The organism is Geothrix sp. PMB-07, from assembly GCF_030758935.1.
In the GTDB taxonomy this organism is placed as follows: domain Bacteria; phylum Acidobacteriota; class Holophagae; order Holophagales; family Holophagaceae; genus Geothrix.
This window is the reverse complement of record NZ_CP132333.1, coordinates 4,120,452-4,135,301: the sequence shown is the minus strand read 5'-3', so window position 1 is coordinate 4,135,301 and position 14,850 is coordinate 4,120,452. Positions and strand designations below refer to the sequence as shown.

Sequence of the window (14,850 nt, the reverse complement as noted above, 5' to 3'; positions counted from 1 at the left end):
GTTGAATCGCTTTCGGCCAAGCTCAATCGCCTTCGGCGAGGCGCAGGCCCTCGGCCCCCTTGAGGGCCACCTCGCGGCGGTACTCGGCGGGGGATTTCCCGAGGTGGGCCTTGAAGATGGCGCCCAGGTACTCGCGGTGCTTGAAGCCGGAGCGCTCGGCCACCTCCACCAGGGGCAGGTCCGTTTCCGCCAGCAGGCGCCGGGCGTGGTTCAGGCGCACCTGGATGATCTCCTGCTGGATGGATCGCCCGGTCTCGGTGCGGAAGCGCCGCTGCAGCACGCTGCGCGAGGTGGGGATGCGCGCGACGAGGGCGGCGGCCGACAGGCCGGTGCAGGCCTGGTCCCGAATGATGCGCAGGGCGGTGGCCACCTGGCGGTCCGGGGTGGCCAGCACATCCGAGGAGGCGCGGACGATGACGCCGTGGGGTTCCACCCGCTCGGGTTGGGAAGGGACGGCCTCGCCCCGCAGCAGGCGGTCCAGCAGCTCGGCGGCCTTGTAGCCCACCAGGCGGTGACCGGCCTCCACCGAAGACAGCGCCGGGTTGCAGACTTCGCAGAGGGTCTCGTCGTTGTCGACGCTGACCACGGCCACATCATCCGGCACCAGGATGCGGGCCCTGCGGCAGGCCTCCAGCAGGTGGTGACCCAGCTGATCGCTGGCCACCATGATGCCGATGGGCTTGGGCAACTGAGTCAGCCAGCGCGCCAGGGCCTCGAGCTGGGTTTCCCAGGGGGTGCGATCCATGAGCTGGCGCGGCACTTCAAAGCAGGGGAGCTGGTCCGGGGCGCCGGGCAGGGACAGGCGGAAGCCCTCCCGCCGCTGCTCAGACCAGTTCTCTGCCTGGATGCCCAGGAAGGCGAAATGATGGAAGCCCCGCTCGATGAGATGGGAGGCCGCCAGTCCGGCGATGCGCCGGTCATCCACGTGCACCAGAGGCAGGCCGGTGTCAGGCACCAGGCCCAGCACGTCCACTACGGGCAGGCCTGTGGCCTGCACGGCCTCGGCGATGGTGGCGTCCTGCACGCGCACGATGATGCCGTCGCCCTGCCAATGGCGGAGCCAGGCGGGCAACCCCTCGGCCAGGCTGCGGGGCTCGTGGTAGAGGGCCCAAGGGCCGTGGTGGCGGGCGTACTTGGCAATGCCGCACAGGATGTCCCGGCCCGAGGCCAGGGAGGTCTCCACCAGCAGGGCGATGCGGGGAGTACGCACTGGTACCAGCTCCGGAGCGGGGGGCGCCGCGTCCGGGATGGCGGGTCGTCGTCGGCCGCCAGTCATGGCGACCCGGCCGGGGAAGGGGCGACCTCTTTCCACACCAATACCTGCGAGGGTTCGAGGGGATTCTGGCCAAGAAGCACACGGCTGCCAGCAGGGAGGGGAAGCGCCGCCGCGCTGGCGGCATAGTTCACCCCGACGAAGAAGCCATCCCGCCATTCCACATAGACTCCCTTGGGCAGGTTGTCGATGGCCACGCCCGCACGTTGGTAGACACCCCGCACCAGGCTGCGCTCCAGGGCGCCTTCGAGGGATTCCACGCCGATGTAGGTGACTGTGCCCTTGCCCAGGCGTTGGGTGGTGGCAGCCGAAGCACCGGCGTAGAACGCGTCGGCATAGGTGGCCAGGGAGGTCGTACCCTCCGCGGGCCGGAGCAGGTCGCCCCAGGCGCGCCAGGTGTGGGCCTGACCCTCGGAGCGCACGCTGCCGGTGGCGTTGCCGGGCAGCATGTCGAACCCCTGGAGGCGGGCCCCGATGAGGCTGTCCAGGCGGCTGCCCAGGAGGGCTTCGGGGAACTGGCCCAGCTCGTTTTTCTGGGCAGTGCGGCAGCTGAGGATGAGGTGGCCGCCGCCTTCCACGTAGTGCCGCCACTTGTCGATGAGCGAGGCGCTGGCCAGCTGGTAAGCAGGGGCCACGAGGAAGGGGTAGGCGCTGAAGTCGTCGGTCTCGCGGATGAAATCCATGGGCGCCCCGGTGGATTTCACGGCGACGGCGTAGAGGCTGCGGTGCCGCCAGGTGGACCAGCCCTCGCTCTGCTTTTGCAGCTCGAGATCCCAGAAGTTGTCGTGGCTCCAGAGCAGGGCCGTGCGCCGAGCGGCGAGCTTCGGGGGCAGTGCGGCCGAGGTGTCGAATTCAGGCTTCAGTGCCTGCAGCTCCTGCATGGCCTGGATGAATTCCGCGCCACCTTGACTGGGAGTGAGGCCATCCAGGCCCACGATGCCCTCGTGGTACATCTCGCTGCCGAAGCGGGGCTGGCGGTAGCGGTAGGTGCACACGAAAGAACCGCCGCCCCCGAAGGCGTGCCAGATCCACATGCGGACGGCCCCGGGCGCGGGCTTGGGGTTGGTGGGTGCCCAGTTCACCTGCCCGGGCTGCAGCTCCATGACGCCCGTGGTGCCGGCGATGGGCCGGAAATAGTCCAGGGCCTCGGCCATGCGGTAGGGGTTTCCGAGCCGGAAAGTCTCACCGCCCAGGGCGTTGCTGCCGGAGACGGGGTAGAAGGTAAAGGTGGGGAAGTCGATGGTGCGTGTGCGGCGCGGATCGCTGCCCTGGGTCACATTGGTGTAGTTGGTGGTCACCCACTGGGTGGGCAGGCAGTGGCGCTTCAGGAGGGCGGCCTGGCGGTCCAGGAAGGCGGCCTGGGTGTCGGCGGTGAAGCGCTGGAAATCCAGCAGGGCGTGGGGGCTGGGCTTGTCCTCTCCGGCCACGCCGGAGGGCGGGCGCACCTCGCCGAAGGAGGCGTACCGCAGGCTCCAGAAGCTGCCGCCCCAGGCCTCATTGAGCTTGGCCACCGTGCCGTACCGCTGCTTCAGCCAGCGCTGGAAGGCCAGCCGGGCCGAGGGGCTGAAGTCCGGCTCGGCACCGGGCTCGTTGTCCACCTGCCAGCCCCAGATGCGCGGGTCGTGTCCATAGCGTCGGGCCAGGGCCGTGACGATGCGATCCACCGAGGCATTGAAGCGGGGGTTGGAAAGCGAACAGTTGGCCCGGGTGCCGTGCTCCCGGCGCCGTCCATCCGGGCCCACCAGGTAGATGTCCGGGTGCTTCTCGCCCAGCCAGGCGGGGGGCGCCGGGGACGGGGTGCAGAGGATCACCTTGAGGCCCGCGGCATGGGCTTCGGCGATGGCCGTGTCCAGCCAGGTGAAGTCGAAGTGCCCCTCGCTGGGTTCCAGGTAGGTCCAGGCAAATTCGGCGAAGTGCGTGAAATCAAAGCCCAGCTTGCGGATGTTCCGCAGATCCCGCGCCCACTGCTCACGGGGCCACTGCTCAGGGTAGTAGTAGACCCCCACGGGCATGAGGTCGGCCTTGGGGAAGAAGGCCTTCGGCCTCGCGGGCCCCTGGGCGGGGCTGGGCCAACCCAGGAAGGCTGCAAGCAGGGCTGTGAGAACGCGATTTCGATTCCGCATGTCAGGCCTTGGCGAGGTGCTTCCGCTGGTAGAGGCGCCAGGTGATGGCCCAGCGCTTGGGGTCGTCGAAGTCATCATGATGGATGTGGTGGCAGACGCTCCGGTGGGGCGCTGTCTTCACGGTAGCCGGTTCGCTGTAGGCCTCTTTGGAGATCTGCTCCAGTACGCCCACGTACTCGTCCAGCTCCTCCCGGGAATAGGACTCGGTGGGTTCGATGGTGAAGGGCTGGGGCACGATGAAGGGGTGGTGGCTGCTCCAGAGGTGCATGCCGAAGTCGGCCATGCGCACGGCGATGTCCTCGGTGCTCACGCCCGTCTCCCGGTGGAGCTGCTCCCAGCTGTAGCGCACCTGCTCGATGCGGCGGCGCCCCACCGCGTAGGGGGCCGAGGCGCCTCTGATGCGGGTGATCTGCTTCAGCAGGTAGTTGTTGTTCAGCACGGCGATCTCGGCGGCCTCTTTGAGGCCCTCGGCGCCCAGAGCGCGGATCCAGGCATAGGCGCGCAGCTGCACCTGGGCCGTGCCCCAGAAGGCGCGCAGCTTGCCGATGGAGTGGGCGAGGTCGAAGTCCAGACGGTAGCGATCGCCGTCCTTGACAACCAGAGGCTTGGGCAGGAAGGCGCGGAGCTTCTGCACCACGCCCAGGGCGCCACCGGCGGGGCCACCGCAGCCATGGGGCGTGCTGAAGGTCTTGTGCAGGTTGAAGAAGCAGAGGTCGAAGCCGGCTTCCTTGGCCCGGGTGATGCCCATGATGCCGTTGAGGTTGGCCTGATCGTAGCCGCAGAGGCCCCCGGCCTCGTGGACGAGTCGGGTGAACTCGCGGATCTGCGGGTTGAAGATGCCGGTGTCCTCCGGATTGGTGATGAGCAGGCCCGCGGTGCGGGGGCCCACCACCTTCTGCAGGTCCTCCACCGTGGGCAGGCCGTCCTCGCCCTGCATGAGGGTGATGACCTTGTAGCCTTTCACGGCGGCGGCGGCGGCATCCGAGGGGTGGCTGAAGATGGTGGTGATGATCTCGTCGCGGTGGGTTTCACCCCGGGAAGCGTGGTAGGCCTGGATGACGGAGACCATGCCCAGGATGGCGGCGGATCCCGAGGCGGGCTGCATGCTGAACGCATCCAGGCCCGAGATCTCGCGCAGGTAGACATCCAGCTCGTACATGATCTGCAGGATGCCCTGCACGGTGCGCTCATCCTGCAGGGGATGCAGGCGCGCCATCTTGGGGCTGGCGGCCAGCACGTCGTTGATCTTGGGGCTGTACTTCATGGTGCAGGTGCCCTGGCCGATGTCGATGGTGAAGTCGGCGCCCAGGGTCTGCTGGGAGAGGCGGAGGAAGTGCTTGAGCACGCGCATCTGGCCCACCTCCGGCAGGGCCGGGGCGCTGGTTCGGATCAGGTGCGCGGGCAGGGCCGCGGTGCCCGGGACGGCGCTGGCGATGCCGCCCTCCACGGGGGCCACGGCCACGCCGACCTCGCCCGGCTTGTGCAGCTCGAAGATCAGTTCTTCATCCCACTTGGCCTGGTGGAAGGCCGTGCGGACTTTGAGAGGGCGCTTCAAGGGATGCTGGCTGGCCATGTCAGTTCCCTCCCAGGAACGCGCGGAGCGTGGCGATGGTGAGGTCGATCTCCTCCTGGCTCACCAGCTCGGTGACGGCCCAGAGGGCGCTCTGGCCCAGGGCCGGGAACTCGGCGGAGAGATCCTTGCCGCCAAAAATGTTCGCCTTCAACAAGGACTCGTTGATGTCGGCGACGCTGCGGCCCGTGGCGGTGAAATCGACCACTAGCTCTTTGTAGAAGGGGGCCTCGAAGGCCGGCGCCTTCACGCCGGGGAGCTTGCTCAGTTCCTGGGCCAGGTACTGGGCCTTCTGCAGGATATGCAGACCCAGCTCCTTCATGCCCACGGGGCCCATGAGGGAGAGGTAGACCGCCGCGGCGATGCCGTGCAGGGCTGAGGCCGTGCCCACGAACTCCTTGCCCTGCTCGCGGTGGGCGAAGGAGGTGCGGTCATAGGCCACGTCACCGAAGCCGTACTCGCCGGGAACATCGGTGGTGCTGATGCCGAAGAGGCGGCTGGGGTATTCCATGACCAGCTTCTCCTCGTCGCGGGTGGCGATGAAGCCGCCCATGCCGCCGCCGAAGTGCATGTGGTTGCCCAGGGTGTGGATGTCGCCGCAGACGATGTCGGCGCCGAAGTGGCTGGGCGGGGCAAGGAGGCCCAGGGCGTTGGGATCGGTGCCCACCACCAGCAGGCTGCCGTTCCCGTGGGCCAGGTCGGCGATGGCCTGGCCTTGAGTCTCCAGACAACCCAGGTAGCCCGGGTTCTCGAAGTAGACGGCGGCGACCTGATCGCCCAGCTTGGCCTTCAGGTCCGCCAGATCCAGCTGGCCGGTCTTCGGGTCCCAGGCCAGCAGTTCGAGCCGCATCACGGGCTCGCAGTAGTTGCGGATGGCGGCGAGGCGATCGGGACTGATGTGGCCCGCCACCAGGGCCACCGGGCGGCTGGTGTAGCGGCCCGCCATGCGCAGAGAAGTCGCCGCGGCCTGGAACCAGTCGAAGGTGGGGACGTTGCAGATGTCCATGTCCAGCAGTTCGGCCATGAGGCTTTCGTACTCCCAGAGGGTCTGGAAGCGGCCGAAGTCCTCGTAGGGCTCGCCGGCGTAGGCCGTGAGGAATTCCGCGCGGCGGGTGATCTCATCGCAGATGGCGGGCACGTAGTGGTTGTAGCAGCCGGCCCCCAGGAAGCTGGTGGCCTCCTCGCAGGAGGTGTTCTTCGCCAGGAGGCGCTCAACGGTGCGCTTGAGCTGGGCCTCGGCGGGGATGGCCTCGGGCAGGTTCAGGGCGCCGCGGAAGCGCAGGGCCTCGGGGATGTCGCCGTAGAGCTCGTCCATGCTTGCGGCGCCCACGGCCGCGAGCATGGCGGCCTTCACGCCGGGTTCGGAATTGGGGATGTAGGGATGGGCCCGCCGGGCCGGGACGGTCATGAATGACTCCGTGAAGAGGATCGGATGGGAGGGCCTAGGCGATGCCGCCGCCGTCGACGACGACATGCGTGCCTGTCACCCAGGCGGACAAGCCCGAGGCGAGGAAGAGCACCGTGTTGGCCACATCCTGCGGGGTGCCCACGCGGTGCAGGGGACGGGCGGCGGCCTCTTCCATGAAACGCGCTTCATCCCCGCCCAGCTGGGCGCACTCGCTGCGCAGCATGGGCGTGTCGATGTCGCCGGGGCAGACGGCGTTCACGCGGATGCGGTGCCTGCCGAAGTCGATGGCCATGGCGCGGGTCATGTTCCACACGCCGCCCTTGGCCGCGCAGTAGGAGAGGGCATCGGGGCCACCCTTGAGGGCCCAGCCCGAGCCGGTGTTGATGATGCTGCCGCCGCGCCCGCCCTGAATCATGAAGGGCACCACCTGGCGCGTGAGCAGGTAGACGCCCTTGAGCATCACGCCCAGGGCCAGATCCCATTCCGATTCAAGCAGGTCGAGGGCGTTCTTGCGGATGGCGATGCCCGCATTGTTGAACAGGATGTCGATGCGGCCGAAGCGGGCCATGGCGGCCTCGGCCGCCGCCTTGCAGTCGGCCTCCTGGCGCACATCGCAGCGCTGGAAGGCGGCGCGTCCCCCGGCGGCCTCGATGAGGCGCGCGGTCTCCTGCCCGCCCGCTTCATTGATGTCCAGCACGAGCACAGCCGCCCCGGCCTCGGCCAGGCGCAGGGCCGTGCCGCGGCCGATGCCCGAGGCGGCGCCCGTGACCAGGGCCACCTGGCCTTCCAGAGAGAGCAGGTCGGAGAGGGCAGGAGAAAGCGCCATGGGAACCTCAAAGGTTGGAAACGGGGCGGGGGATATCTGAAGTATCAATGTCGTGTCACTGGTATACCAGTATCTCTCAACGGGTCAAAAGTATTTTTTGAGGTGTCTATGGCTTGACTAAAAAGCCTTCCGTCAATTGGAAATGATGGAGGAGTTGCGTGATATACCCTTGTATGCCAGTGCTCGCCAAAGAGCCCTGCACCGAGATGCCCCCATGCCTGCAAAGCCCAAGACTCCCTCGCCCAGCCGCACCCGCCTGGCCGTCACTCCGCCCGCTGAAGGCCCCCAGAGTCTGGCGGAGCGGGCCTACCAGCAACTTGAAGAGATGATCGTCACCCTGGAGCTGGCGCCGGGCTCGGTGCTCTCGGAGGCCAGCCTCAGCGCCCTCATGGGCATCGGGCGCACGCCCATCCGCGAGGCCCTCAAGCGGTTGGAGATCCAGCGGCTGGTCACCAGCGTGCCCCGCCGTGGATTATTGGTGCGCGAGATGAATGTGGCCGAACACTTCGCGCTGTTGGAAGTGATGCGGCCCCTCGACCGCCTGCTGGCCACCAAGGCGGCGCGCTGGGCCACGGAGCCGCAGCGCACCGCCTTACGGAAGGCCGCCAAGGGCATGCTGGACGCCGCGAAGAAGGGCGACAAACACGCCTACCTGCTGTGCGATCACGCCTGCGATCAGATCGTCACTGCCGCGGCCCACAATCCCTTCGCCGTGGACGCCCTGTCCCCACTCTATTCCCATTGCCGGCGCATCTGGTGCTCGTACAGCCGCCCGGCGGACCTGCTCCAATCGGCGGAGAAGCACGCCCGCCTCATGGAGGCCGTGGCTGACGGCGACGAGGAAGCCGCAGGGCGTGCCTCTGACGCCCTGCTGGACTTCCTCGAAAGTTTCACGCGGTCCGTGGTTGGCGTGATCTAGAACGCGTACCGAATCCCGGCCTGGAACCAGCTGGGGTTCAGGAACTGGCTGCCCGAGGGCCCGGGCCCCAGCTCCACCCACTGGAAGGCGCCCACCACGGAAAGGTGGGGCGTGGCTCGGTATTCCAGATCGGCTCGGGTGCCAATCTTGGTGCCGCGCACGTACTGACCTCCCCCTTGGTCCAGGAGGTCCGAGGCGAGGTGGTGGCGGTTGGCCGAAAGCCCGAAGTACAGGCGGAGGTCCTTGGCCAGATCAAACCGCATGGCCCCGTAGGCTTGGTATGTGGTGAGGGCCGGGCCCTTGAGCGTGAGATCGGCCTGGGGATCTCCGTTGGCATCCAACCCCAGGCCGCGAGTGTGGGTGCCGTCCGAAAACGTCGATACCGAGAGGCCCACCCGGAAAGGCAGGGCCTGAGCCGGGGAATCCCAGGCCCCATCCAGGGTGAAGCCGGTGCTGGCACCTGTGACCTCCTTCAGGGCAGCAGTGCCATTGGCCAGGTTCAGGGAGGCCGAAAAGGCGCCAGCTTCCTGGGCGAAGATGGGCAGGCATCCGGCCGTGAGGGCGAGGAGTGAGGGACGGAAAGTTCGGAACATGGTCAAGTCCTCTCTAGAAGCGGAAGCCGCAGCTGAACTTCGCCGAGCGGCCGGCGGTGTAGTAGGAGGAGCCGGTGACGTGGGAGGTGCCCCAGTAGGCCGGGTTCTTCATGAAGAGCTGGGTGCGCCCGTTGGACGAGTCGTTGGTGAAGCTGCCGTAGGTGGAAGCGGGCATGGTCACGTTGAAGACATTGGAAACGCTGGCGTCGCCGATGAAGTGGACATTGGTGAAGCTCAAGGGCACATCCCAGGTGGCCTTGAAATCCACGTTGTAGGTGTCGTTGTAGGAGTAGGCGCCCAGGGCCGAGTAGTACTGGCGGTAGACCGCATCGGGGGACACGCCGAGGCTGGGGTACTTCGCGTTCAGGTCCACGCCCCACTTGCTCTGGTCGATGGCGGCATAGTTCCGGGCGCTCCAGGGCTTGCCGCTGTCATAGCTGGCCATGAGGGCGAGGGTCATGCGGCCGTTCTTTCCGAGCGGCAGGACGTGGAGCAGGGCCAGGCGGGCCTTCTGGCTCTGGTTGTTGGCGAGCAGGCCGGAGGCGCCGTAGTCCGAGGGGCTCAGGCCCATGTTCTTGAGCACGATGGGATTCCACATGATCGTGCCCATGGTGGGGTCGTTGTTGCGCCACCCGCCCCAGGCGATGTCGCCATCATCGTTGTTGCCGGTGAGTCGGCTGTAGGTGTAGTTGCCCTGCACGCTCCAGCGGGGCCCGAAATTCTTGACGAACTCCACTTCGACGGCCTTGTATTCGCGGGTGAGGTCGTTGCTGTTGTCGTAGCGCCGCGTGATGTCCTGCATGGCGGGCAGGCCGGAATGCGAAGGGTCCTGCACGGTGATGACGTAGGGATCGGCGAAATCCCAGCGCTGGGCCCACATGTCCAGCCACTTGCGGTAGACGAACGTGATGCCGACGCGGGACTGGTCGGTGTAGCCGCGCTTGTAGCCCAGGGTGAATTCCTGGGTGCGAGGGGGACGCAGATCCGAGGCCAGGACGTTGCGGGTGGACTGATCCACGAACGACACCACCCGGTTGTAGTTCTTCAGGTCCACCAGCGTCTGGTAGTCCACGAACCGCACCACCTGGCCTGGCGTTCCGGCTCCGAGATCCGCCGCATTGGAACCCCAGCCGCGATCTACCTCGACGGTGGTCTTCTTGGCGGTGAACTGGCCGAAGAGGGCCTGGTTGAAGTTGCCCGCGTTGTTGGCGGCGGTGAAGGTCACCAGGTGGGTGCTGTCGCCCTTGGGATCCCAGCGGAAGATGAAGGAATAGGTCGGATCCGTGGACTTCGCCATCGTTCGGCCGTCCACATCCTTGGCGGTGTTGGTGTCGATGCGGAGGCCCGACCCCATCATGAAGTTGGGATTGAGGGTCCAGGTCTCGTTGAGGTACCAGCCCAGCTGGCTGCAGTGGGCCCGGCCCTTGGGACCCAGCGCCTGACGCACGAAGGGTGCGGCACCGTAGCTGTGGCCGTCATCGGGGGAATGGTAGACGTAGTAGTCCGAGGGATTGTTCGGGTAGTTGACCGTGGGGAAGAGGTAGCCCCGGGTTTGGGGGTTGTAGTAGGCGCCGCCCACATCGAAGCGAAGGCTGCGCTTGCCCCAGTCCTCGCCGTTGTCGGTGTAGCTGTCAAAATATTCGAAGCCCATGTCGATGTCGTGGGAACCGGCGGCCTGGGGGGCCAGGTTGAGGTTCAGGGCCGCGCTGACATTGCCATGCACTTCCGGGGTGGCCCCGAGCGCGAAGCCGAAGGGCAGGCCGAAACCCTGCAGGCCGTTGTCCGGGGAACCCGCCTGGCCCACTTGGACGTAAACACCTTCCTGGCCGCCATAGGCCGGATCGCCCGTGTCCTGGCCCCAGGTGGTCTTGCTGGTGGTGTACCGGGCTTCCAGGAAGGCCATGGAGCTGAGGATGCCCTTGTAGTTGAGGCCTGCCATTTGGTACTTGTTGTAGCGGCTGCCCAGGGAGGCCAGACTCAGGGCCTGCCCCGAGGCGTCATCGTTGGAGTAGACCTGCTTCTGGTCCACGAAGCTCAACTCCACGATGTGATCGTTCGTGAGGGCGCCCGTGAGTTTGCCCTCGTAGTAGTGGGAATCGAACTTTTCGGTGTAGTACTTTCCGTTATCGAAGGCCGCGATCTGGTAGCCATTGCCGGGGCCCGCATTCAACAAGGCATCGACGCCCGCAACGCCGGTCTGCATGGGGGCGTTGGCTTCAGCTGGGAAGAGGCCGAGGCTGTTGCTCCAGGCCTGGTTGGGCTTGAGGATGGTGCCCACCGCGAACCAGAGGCGGTCCTTGAGGATGGGGCCGCGCAGGGTGACGTCGTACTCGCGGTTGAGGGTGTCGGACCACTTGGCATCGGCGGTGGTGTCGGGGGTGCGGGCTTTCCAGTCGTCGCGGGAGAGCTTGACGCGCAGCGAGCCCTCGAAGGTGTTGCTGCCGCTCTTGGTGACAATGTTCACGGCGCCGCCCAAAGCGCGCCCGAAGCGCACGTTCACCTGGGAGGTAACCACCTGGGCATCCTCGATGTTGTCGTCGATGGCCCAGGTGGCGCCCAGGCCGTTGGCGTAGTCGTCCTTCACCTCCGCGCCGTTCACGCGGAAGTTGGTGTAGGTGGCGGCGCCGCCGCGGATGATGTACGAGCCGTCGATGCTGGATGAGGTGCCGGCCGTCATGTCCAGGGCGCCGTAGAAATTCCGGTCCACCAGGGGCAGCTCGCCCATGGCCTCGGCCGAGAAGTTGGCCCCGGAGTTGACCTGGGTCTTGTCGATGACGGCGTTGTGGGTGCCGATCACTTCGACCACGGCGGATTTGATGGGCGCCAGGGCCAGGTCGATGCGGACGTTGCTGCCGATGCCCACCCGGATGTCGCTGCGGTAGGTGGAGTCGAAACCCTCCTTGGTGACCGTTACCTTGAAACTGCCGATGGGCAGCAGCGGGGCCCGCCACTCACCATTCCGGTTGGTGAAGAGTACGCGAGGACTGAAGAGGGCCGGGGATTCGAGGGTGATCCTGGCCTCTGGGATGGCCTGGCCATCAGGGCCCTTGACGACGCCGTGGAGGATGCCGCTTTCCTGGGCCTGGAGGCTGGAACCCACCAGCAGAAAGAGGACGCTGCTGGAGATGGGGAAGAGACGGTTGCGCAACATGGGTTCTCCCTGGGCTCAGAAGCGGAAGCGGTAGCTGAACTCGACGGCCAGGCGAATCCGGGACTGTTCCTCCAGGTGGTCGCCCGCGTAGACGAGGTGAGAACCCGACTTGGCGGGATCGCCAGACACCAGGGGAGCTCCCGGGGTGTGGCGGAAATCAATGGCCTTGTAAGACTGGCCAATCAGGTTCAGCTCCAGGGCCCCGTCGCGGTCCACGTCGTACTGGAGACCGGCGAAGGGGCTCAGGCTCAGGGCCGATTTGGTGGGCACGCCGTTGTAGGTGTCCTGATAGCTGCGGCTGCTGTTGATGGTGTTGCCCACGTATTCCTGGGTGAAGCGGCTGTTGCCGACCTGCAGGCCCCCCTGCAGGGACCAGCCGGATTGGATGGCACGGATCGCGCTGAACCGCAGCACCAGACCCTCCAGCTTGTTCTTCCGCGTATCCGCAGAGCGCAGGGGGTCGGGCGCGGTCTGGCCTGTCGCGGGCGCCTGCAGGTCGGCGCGATAGGTGCGGCCTGGCGTGTAGAAATAGGCCAGCTCACCCCGGAGGGCCAGATCGGTCCCCAGGGCGTAGTCACCGGAGACGCCCAGGCCGAGGAGGTTGGCGTTGAGGTTGTCCTGCTTGGTGAGGCTGTAGCCGGTGCGCAGGGCCAGGCCCAGCTGGATGGGCGATTCCGCCGCGAGGGCTGGAAGGCTGAAGAGGCTGGCGGCGAGGGCCAGCCGGAGGGTGGGTCGGAACATGGGGGCCACCTTCAAGAAGTTGGTTGGGGGGAGGGGGGGAAGGCCATCGGAGCTCCGATCGGCAAGGAGGTAGAACTGGGGCCACCCCGTGGCGTCACGGGGTGTCAGCCGTGCGGCCAGCCCATCGGAGGGCTGCTCTGGGCGGATGGGAGGGGTTGTGTGGACCGGCAGCGGTCCGGATTCAGGAAGCGGTCAGAAACGGGAGGTGGTGATCAGGTCTATGAGCAGGTTGGGTGGTTGGGGGATTTCCAGAGAGAGCATAAGGTCCGCCGTGCGCATGGGACAGGAGGCTGCGGGTCAATCTTGGAAGGGATTCGGTCAACCCATTCCGCTTTGAAGGGCCCCTGCGCATGATCGTTCTGGAGTGGCCCGGAATGCCCGTTGAACAGCCTGGCCGCAACGCGCGAAAAGTCAGCACCCATGCATCGCCAGGGGGAACCATGCGGTCAGTCACAGCCTTGCGGAATGTCCTCCTGGCCAGCCTTTGTTCGCTCAGCGTTGGGGCCGAATTTCCCGTGGATCTGCGGCACACGTTTTTCAGTCGCCGCGATTCCTGGATCGCCCTGCACCCCACCGATCAACCAGCCACTTTGCGGTACGTGTTCAGCCGCATGCTGGAGGAAAAGGGGCCATGGCTGGATCTGGGTTTCCTGGTGGAGGGCAACCTCCGCCCCGCGGCCATCACAGCCACCGCCAGCCATGTGCAGGTGAGTGCCGGCGGGAGCGGCGCCCCTCGGGCCCAGGTCTACCTGACGGGCCGTTTCGATGCGGTGATCGAGGCCTGGGGCATGGATGTGTCGTTGACCGGTGTGAAGGCCGGCCTGGATCTGGGGAGGCCGCCCAGTGGATCAGTGGCTCAGTTTCCACTCACAGCCGAAGGTTGGACTCTGAATGTCCAGGTGCTTCAGGGCCACGCCGAGCGGGCTGGTCTGGCGTGGCGGCTGAAGGCCGAGAAGGGTCGGCTGCGGGTGGCGCTGCGCATGCATCAGGGCGCGGCCAACCCCTCCATGCCTCGACTGGAACCAGATCCCACGGCGGACATGGCCGCCATCACGCGCGATTGGGAAGCCTTCCGGGCGAAGATGCCAGCCGTTCCCGCAGAGCGGATGGTCATGGCCGAAGGGGCCTGGTGGAATCTGTGGAGCCTCTATGCGCCGCCGGATACGAACTTCCCCACCCGGGCGGTGCTGGTGGCCAAGGCCGACATGAATGCGGTATGGCCCTGGGACCACTGCTTCCCGGCCCTGGCGCTGGGGCGAACGGATCTGGACGCGGGGTTGGAACAGTTCCTCCTGCCCTTCCTCAACGCGGATGAGCGGGGGCAATTGCCCGATGAAACCGCGCCGGACGTCATGTACCGGGGCGTCACCAAGCCGCCCATCCACGGCTGGGCGCTCATGAAGCTCATGGACTGGCACCCCTTCAGCCGGGCGCAGCTGGAGCAGGTGTACCCGAAGTTGGTGAAGTGGACGGAGTTTTGGTTCAAGCACCGGGATGCCAACCACAACGGCATCCCCGAGTACGCGGGGGAGCATTCCGGCTGGGAGAGTGGTTGGGACAATGCCAGCGGTCTCGGCGACAAGAAGGCGGCCTATGAATCGCCGGACCTTCAGGCCTACCTCGTGCTTCAGATGAAGGCTCTGGCCCGCGTGGCCCGGGAGCTGGGACGGCCCACCGAGGCTGAGGACTGGGATCGCCGGGCCGAGGGGCATCTGAAGCTGCTCATGACCCAGTTCTGGAATGGCCAGCATTTCGTGGTGCGAAGGGTGGGACAGGCGACCGTGGATCCCGAGCCGACCTCTTTGCTCAACCTCATGCCCCTGGTGCTGGGGGAACACCTGGACAAGGCCGTGTTCCATGCCCTGGCGAAGGAGCTGGAGGGCAGGTTTCTCACCCCCTTTGGCCTCGCCACGGAAGACCCCATGAGTCCCCATTACCGCTCCGACGGCTACTGGCGCGGTCCGATCTGGGCGCCCACCACCTACCTGCTGGCCGATGGCCTCCGTCGGGGTGGACGACCGGATCTCTCACGTCTCATTGCCAGGCGGTTTTGCGACATGGTGGCCCGGGCGGGCGGTCACTACGAAAACTACGACTCGCTCTCGGGCCAGGGCCTTCGGTGTCGCGGCTTTGCGTGGACATCCGCTGTTGACCTGCTGCTCATGCATGAGTATCTGCAGGGGCCTTCGGCTTCAAAGTGATTGACCTGATTTCTTACAAAATTGACCGGGGCCCTTCTGGGCCAG

Annotated in this window: 10 protein-coding genes; 2 read left to right on the top strand and 8 right to left on the bottom strand. The window is 66.5% G+C overall.

What is annotated here, in order from left to right:
• Nucleotides 1-22 precede the first annotated feature (22 nt).
• From Q9293_RS18100 to Q9293_RS18080, 5 genes are all read right to left on the bottom strand, one after another.
• On the bottom strand, nucleotides 23-1,210 hold the full coding sequence (locus Q9293_RS18100; protein WP_306248938.1) for a DNA-binding transcriptional regulator: 1,188 nt from the start codon (nucleotides 1,208-1,210) through the stop codon (nucleotides 23-25).
• 62 nt (nucleotides 1,211-1,272) lie between these two features.
• The gene (locus Q9293_RS18095) at nucleotides 1,273-3,396 is read right to left on the bottom strand and encodes a beta-galactosidase (protein ID WP_306248937.1); all 2,124 of its coding nucleotides are present in this window, start codon (nucleotides 3,394-3,396) and stop codon (nucleotides 1,273-1,275) included.
• A 1-nt stretch (nucleotide 3,397) separates the two neighbouring features.
• Nucleotides 3,398-4,969 carry an aminomethyl-transferring glycine dehydrogenase subunit GcvPB gene (gene gcvPB, locus Q9293_RS18090; RefSeq protein WP_306248936.1) on the bottom strand — a complete coding sequence of 524 codons (1,572 nt, stop codon included), beginning with the start codon at nucleotides 4,967-4,969 and terminating at the stop codon, nucleotides 3,398-3,400.
• Nucleotide 4,970: 1 nt separating this feature from the next.
• Entirely contained in the window at nucleotides 4,971-6,374 is a 1,404-nt protein-coding gene (gene gcvPA / locus Q9293_RS18085; RefSeq protein WP_306248935.1) for an aminomethyl-transferring glycine dehydrogenase subunit GcvPA, read from the bottom strand.
• A gap of 34 nt (nucleotides 6,375-6,408) precedes the next feature.
• Nucleotides 6,409-7,200 carry an SDR family NAD(P)-dependent oxidoreductase gene (locus tag Q9293_RS18080; protein ID WP_306248933.1) on the bottom strand — a complete coding sequence of 264 codons (792 nt, stop codon included), beginning with the start codon at nucleotides 7,198-7,200 and terminating at the stop codon, nucleotides 6,409-6,411.
• Between the two features lie 214 nt (nucleotides 7,201-7,414).
• On the opposite strand from Q9293_RS18080, the gene Q9293_RS18075 reads away from it, so the two are divergent.
• Nucleotides 7,415-8,119: a GntR family transcriptional regulator gene (locus Q9293_RS18075; protein ID WP_306248931.1), complete on the top strand. Its 705-nt coding sequence runs from the start codon at nucleotides 7,415-7,417 to the stop codon at nucleotides 8,117-8,119.
• On the opposite strand, the gene Q9293_RS18070 is transcribed toward Q9293_RS18075, so the two are convergent.
• From Q9293_RS18070 to Q9293_RS18060, 3 genes are read right to left on the bottom strand one after another with little or no spacing between them, the layout of a single operon-like run.
• Complete coding sequence (locus Q9293_RS18070; RefSeq protein ID WP_306248929.1) at nucleotides 8,116-8,712, bottom strand: hypothetical protein; 597 nt, start codon at nucleotides 8,710-8,712, stop codon at nucleotides 8,116-8,118. The two genes, Q9293_RS18075 and Q9293_RS18070, sit on opposite strands and share 4 nt — an antisense overlap.
• A gap of 13 nt (nucleotides 8,713-8,725) precedes the next feature.
• Nucleotides 8,726-11,863 (bottom strand): carboxypeptidase regulatory-like domain-containing protein, encoded by a 3,138-nt coding sequence (locus Q9293_RS18065; RefSeq protein WP_306248927.1) that lies wholly within the window; start codon nucleotides 11,861-11,863, stop codon nucleotides 8,726-8,728.
• Nucleotides 11,864-11,878: 15 nt separating this feature from the next.
• The gene (locus Q9293_RS18060) at nucleotides 11,879-12,604 is read right to left on the bottom strand and encodes a hypothetical protein (protein ID WP_306248926.1); all 726 of its coding nucleotides are present in this window, start codon (nucleotides 12,602-12,604) and stop codon (nucleotides 11,879-11,881) included.
• Between the two features lie 440 nt (nucleotides 12,605-13,044).
• Between Q9293_RS18060 and Q9293_RS18055 the strand changes: the two genes are divergently transcribed.
• Nucleotides 13,045-14,805 carry an amylo-alpha-1,6-glucosidase gene (locus tag Q9293_RS18055; RefSeq protein WP_306248924.1) on the top strand — a complete coding sequence of 587 codons (1,761 nt, stop codon included), beginning with the start codon at nucleotides 13,045-13,047 and terminating at the stop codon, nucleotides 14,803-14,805.
• The last annotated feature ends 45 nt before the right edge of the window (nucleotides 14,806-14,850 follow it).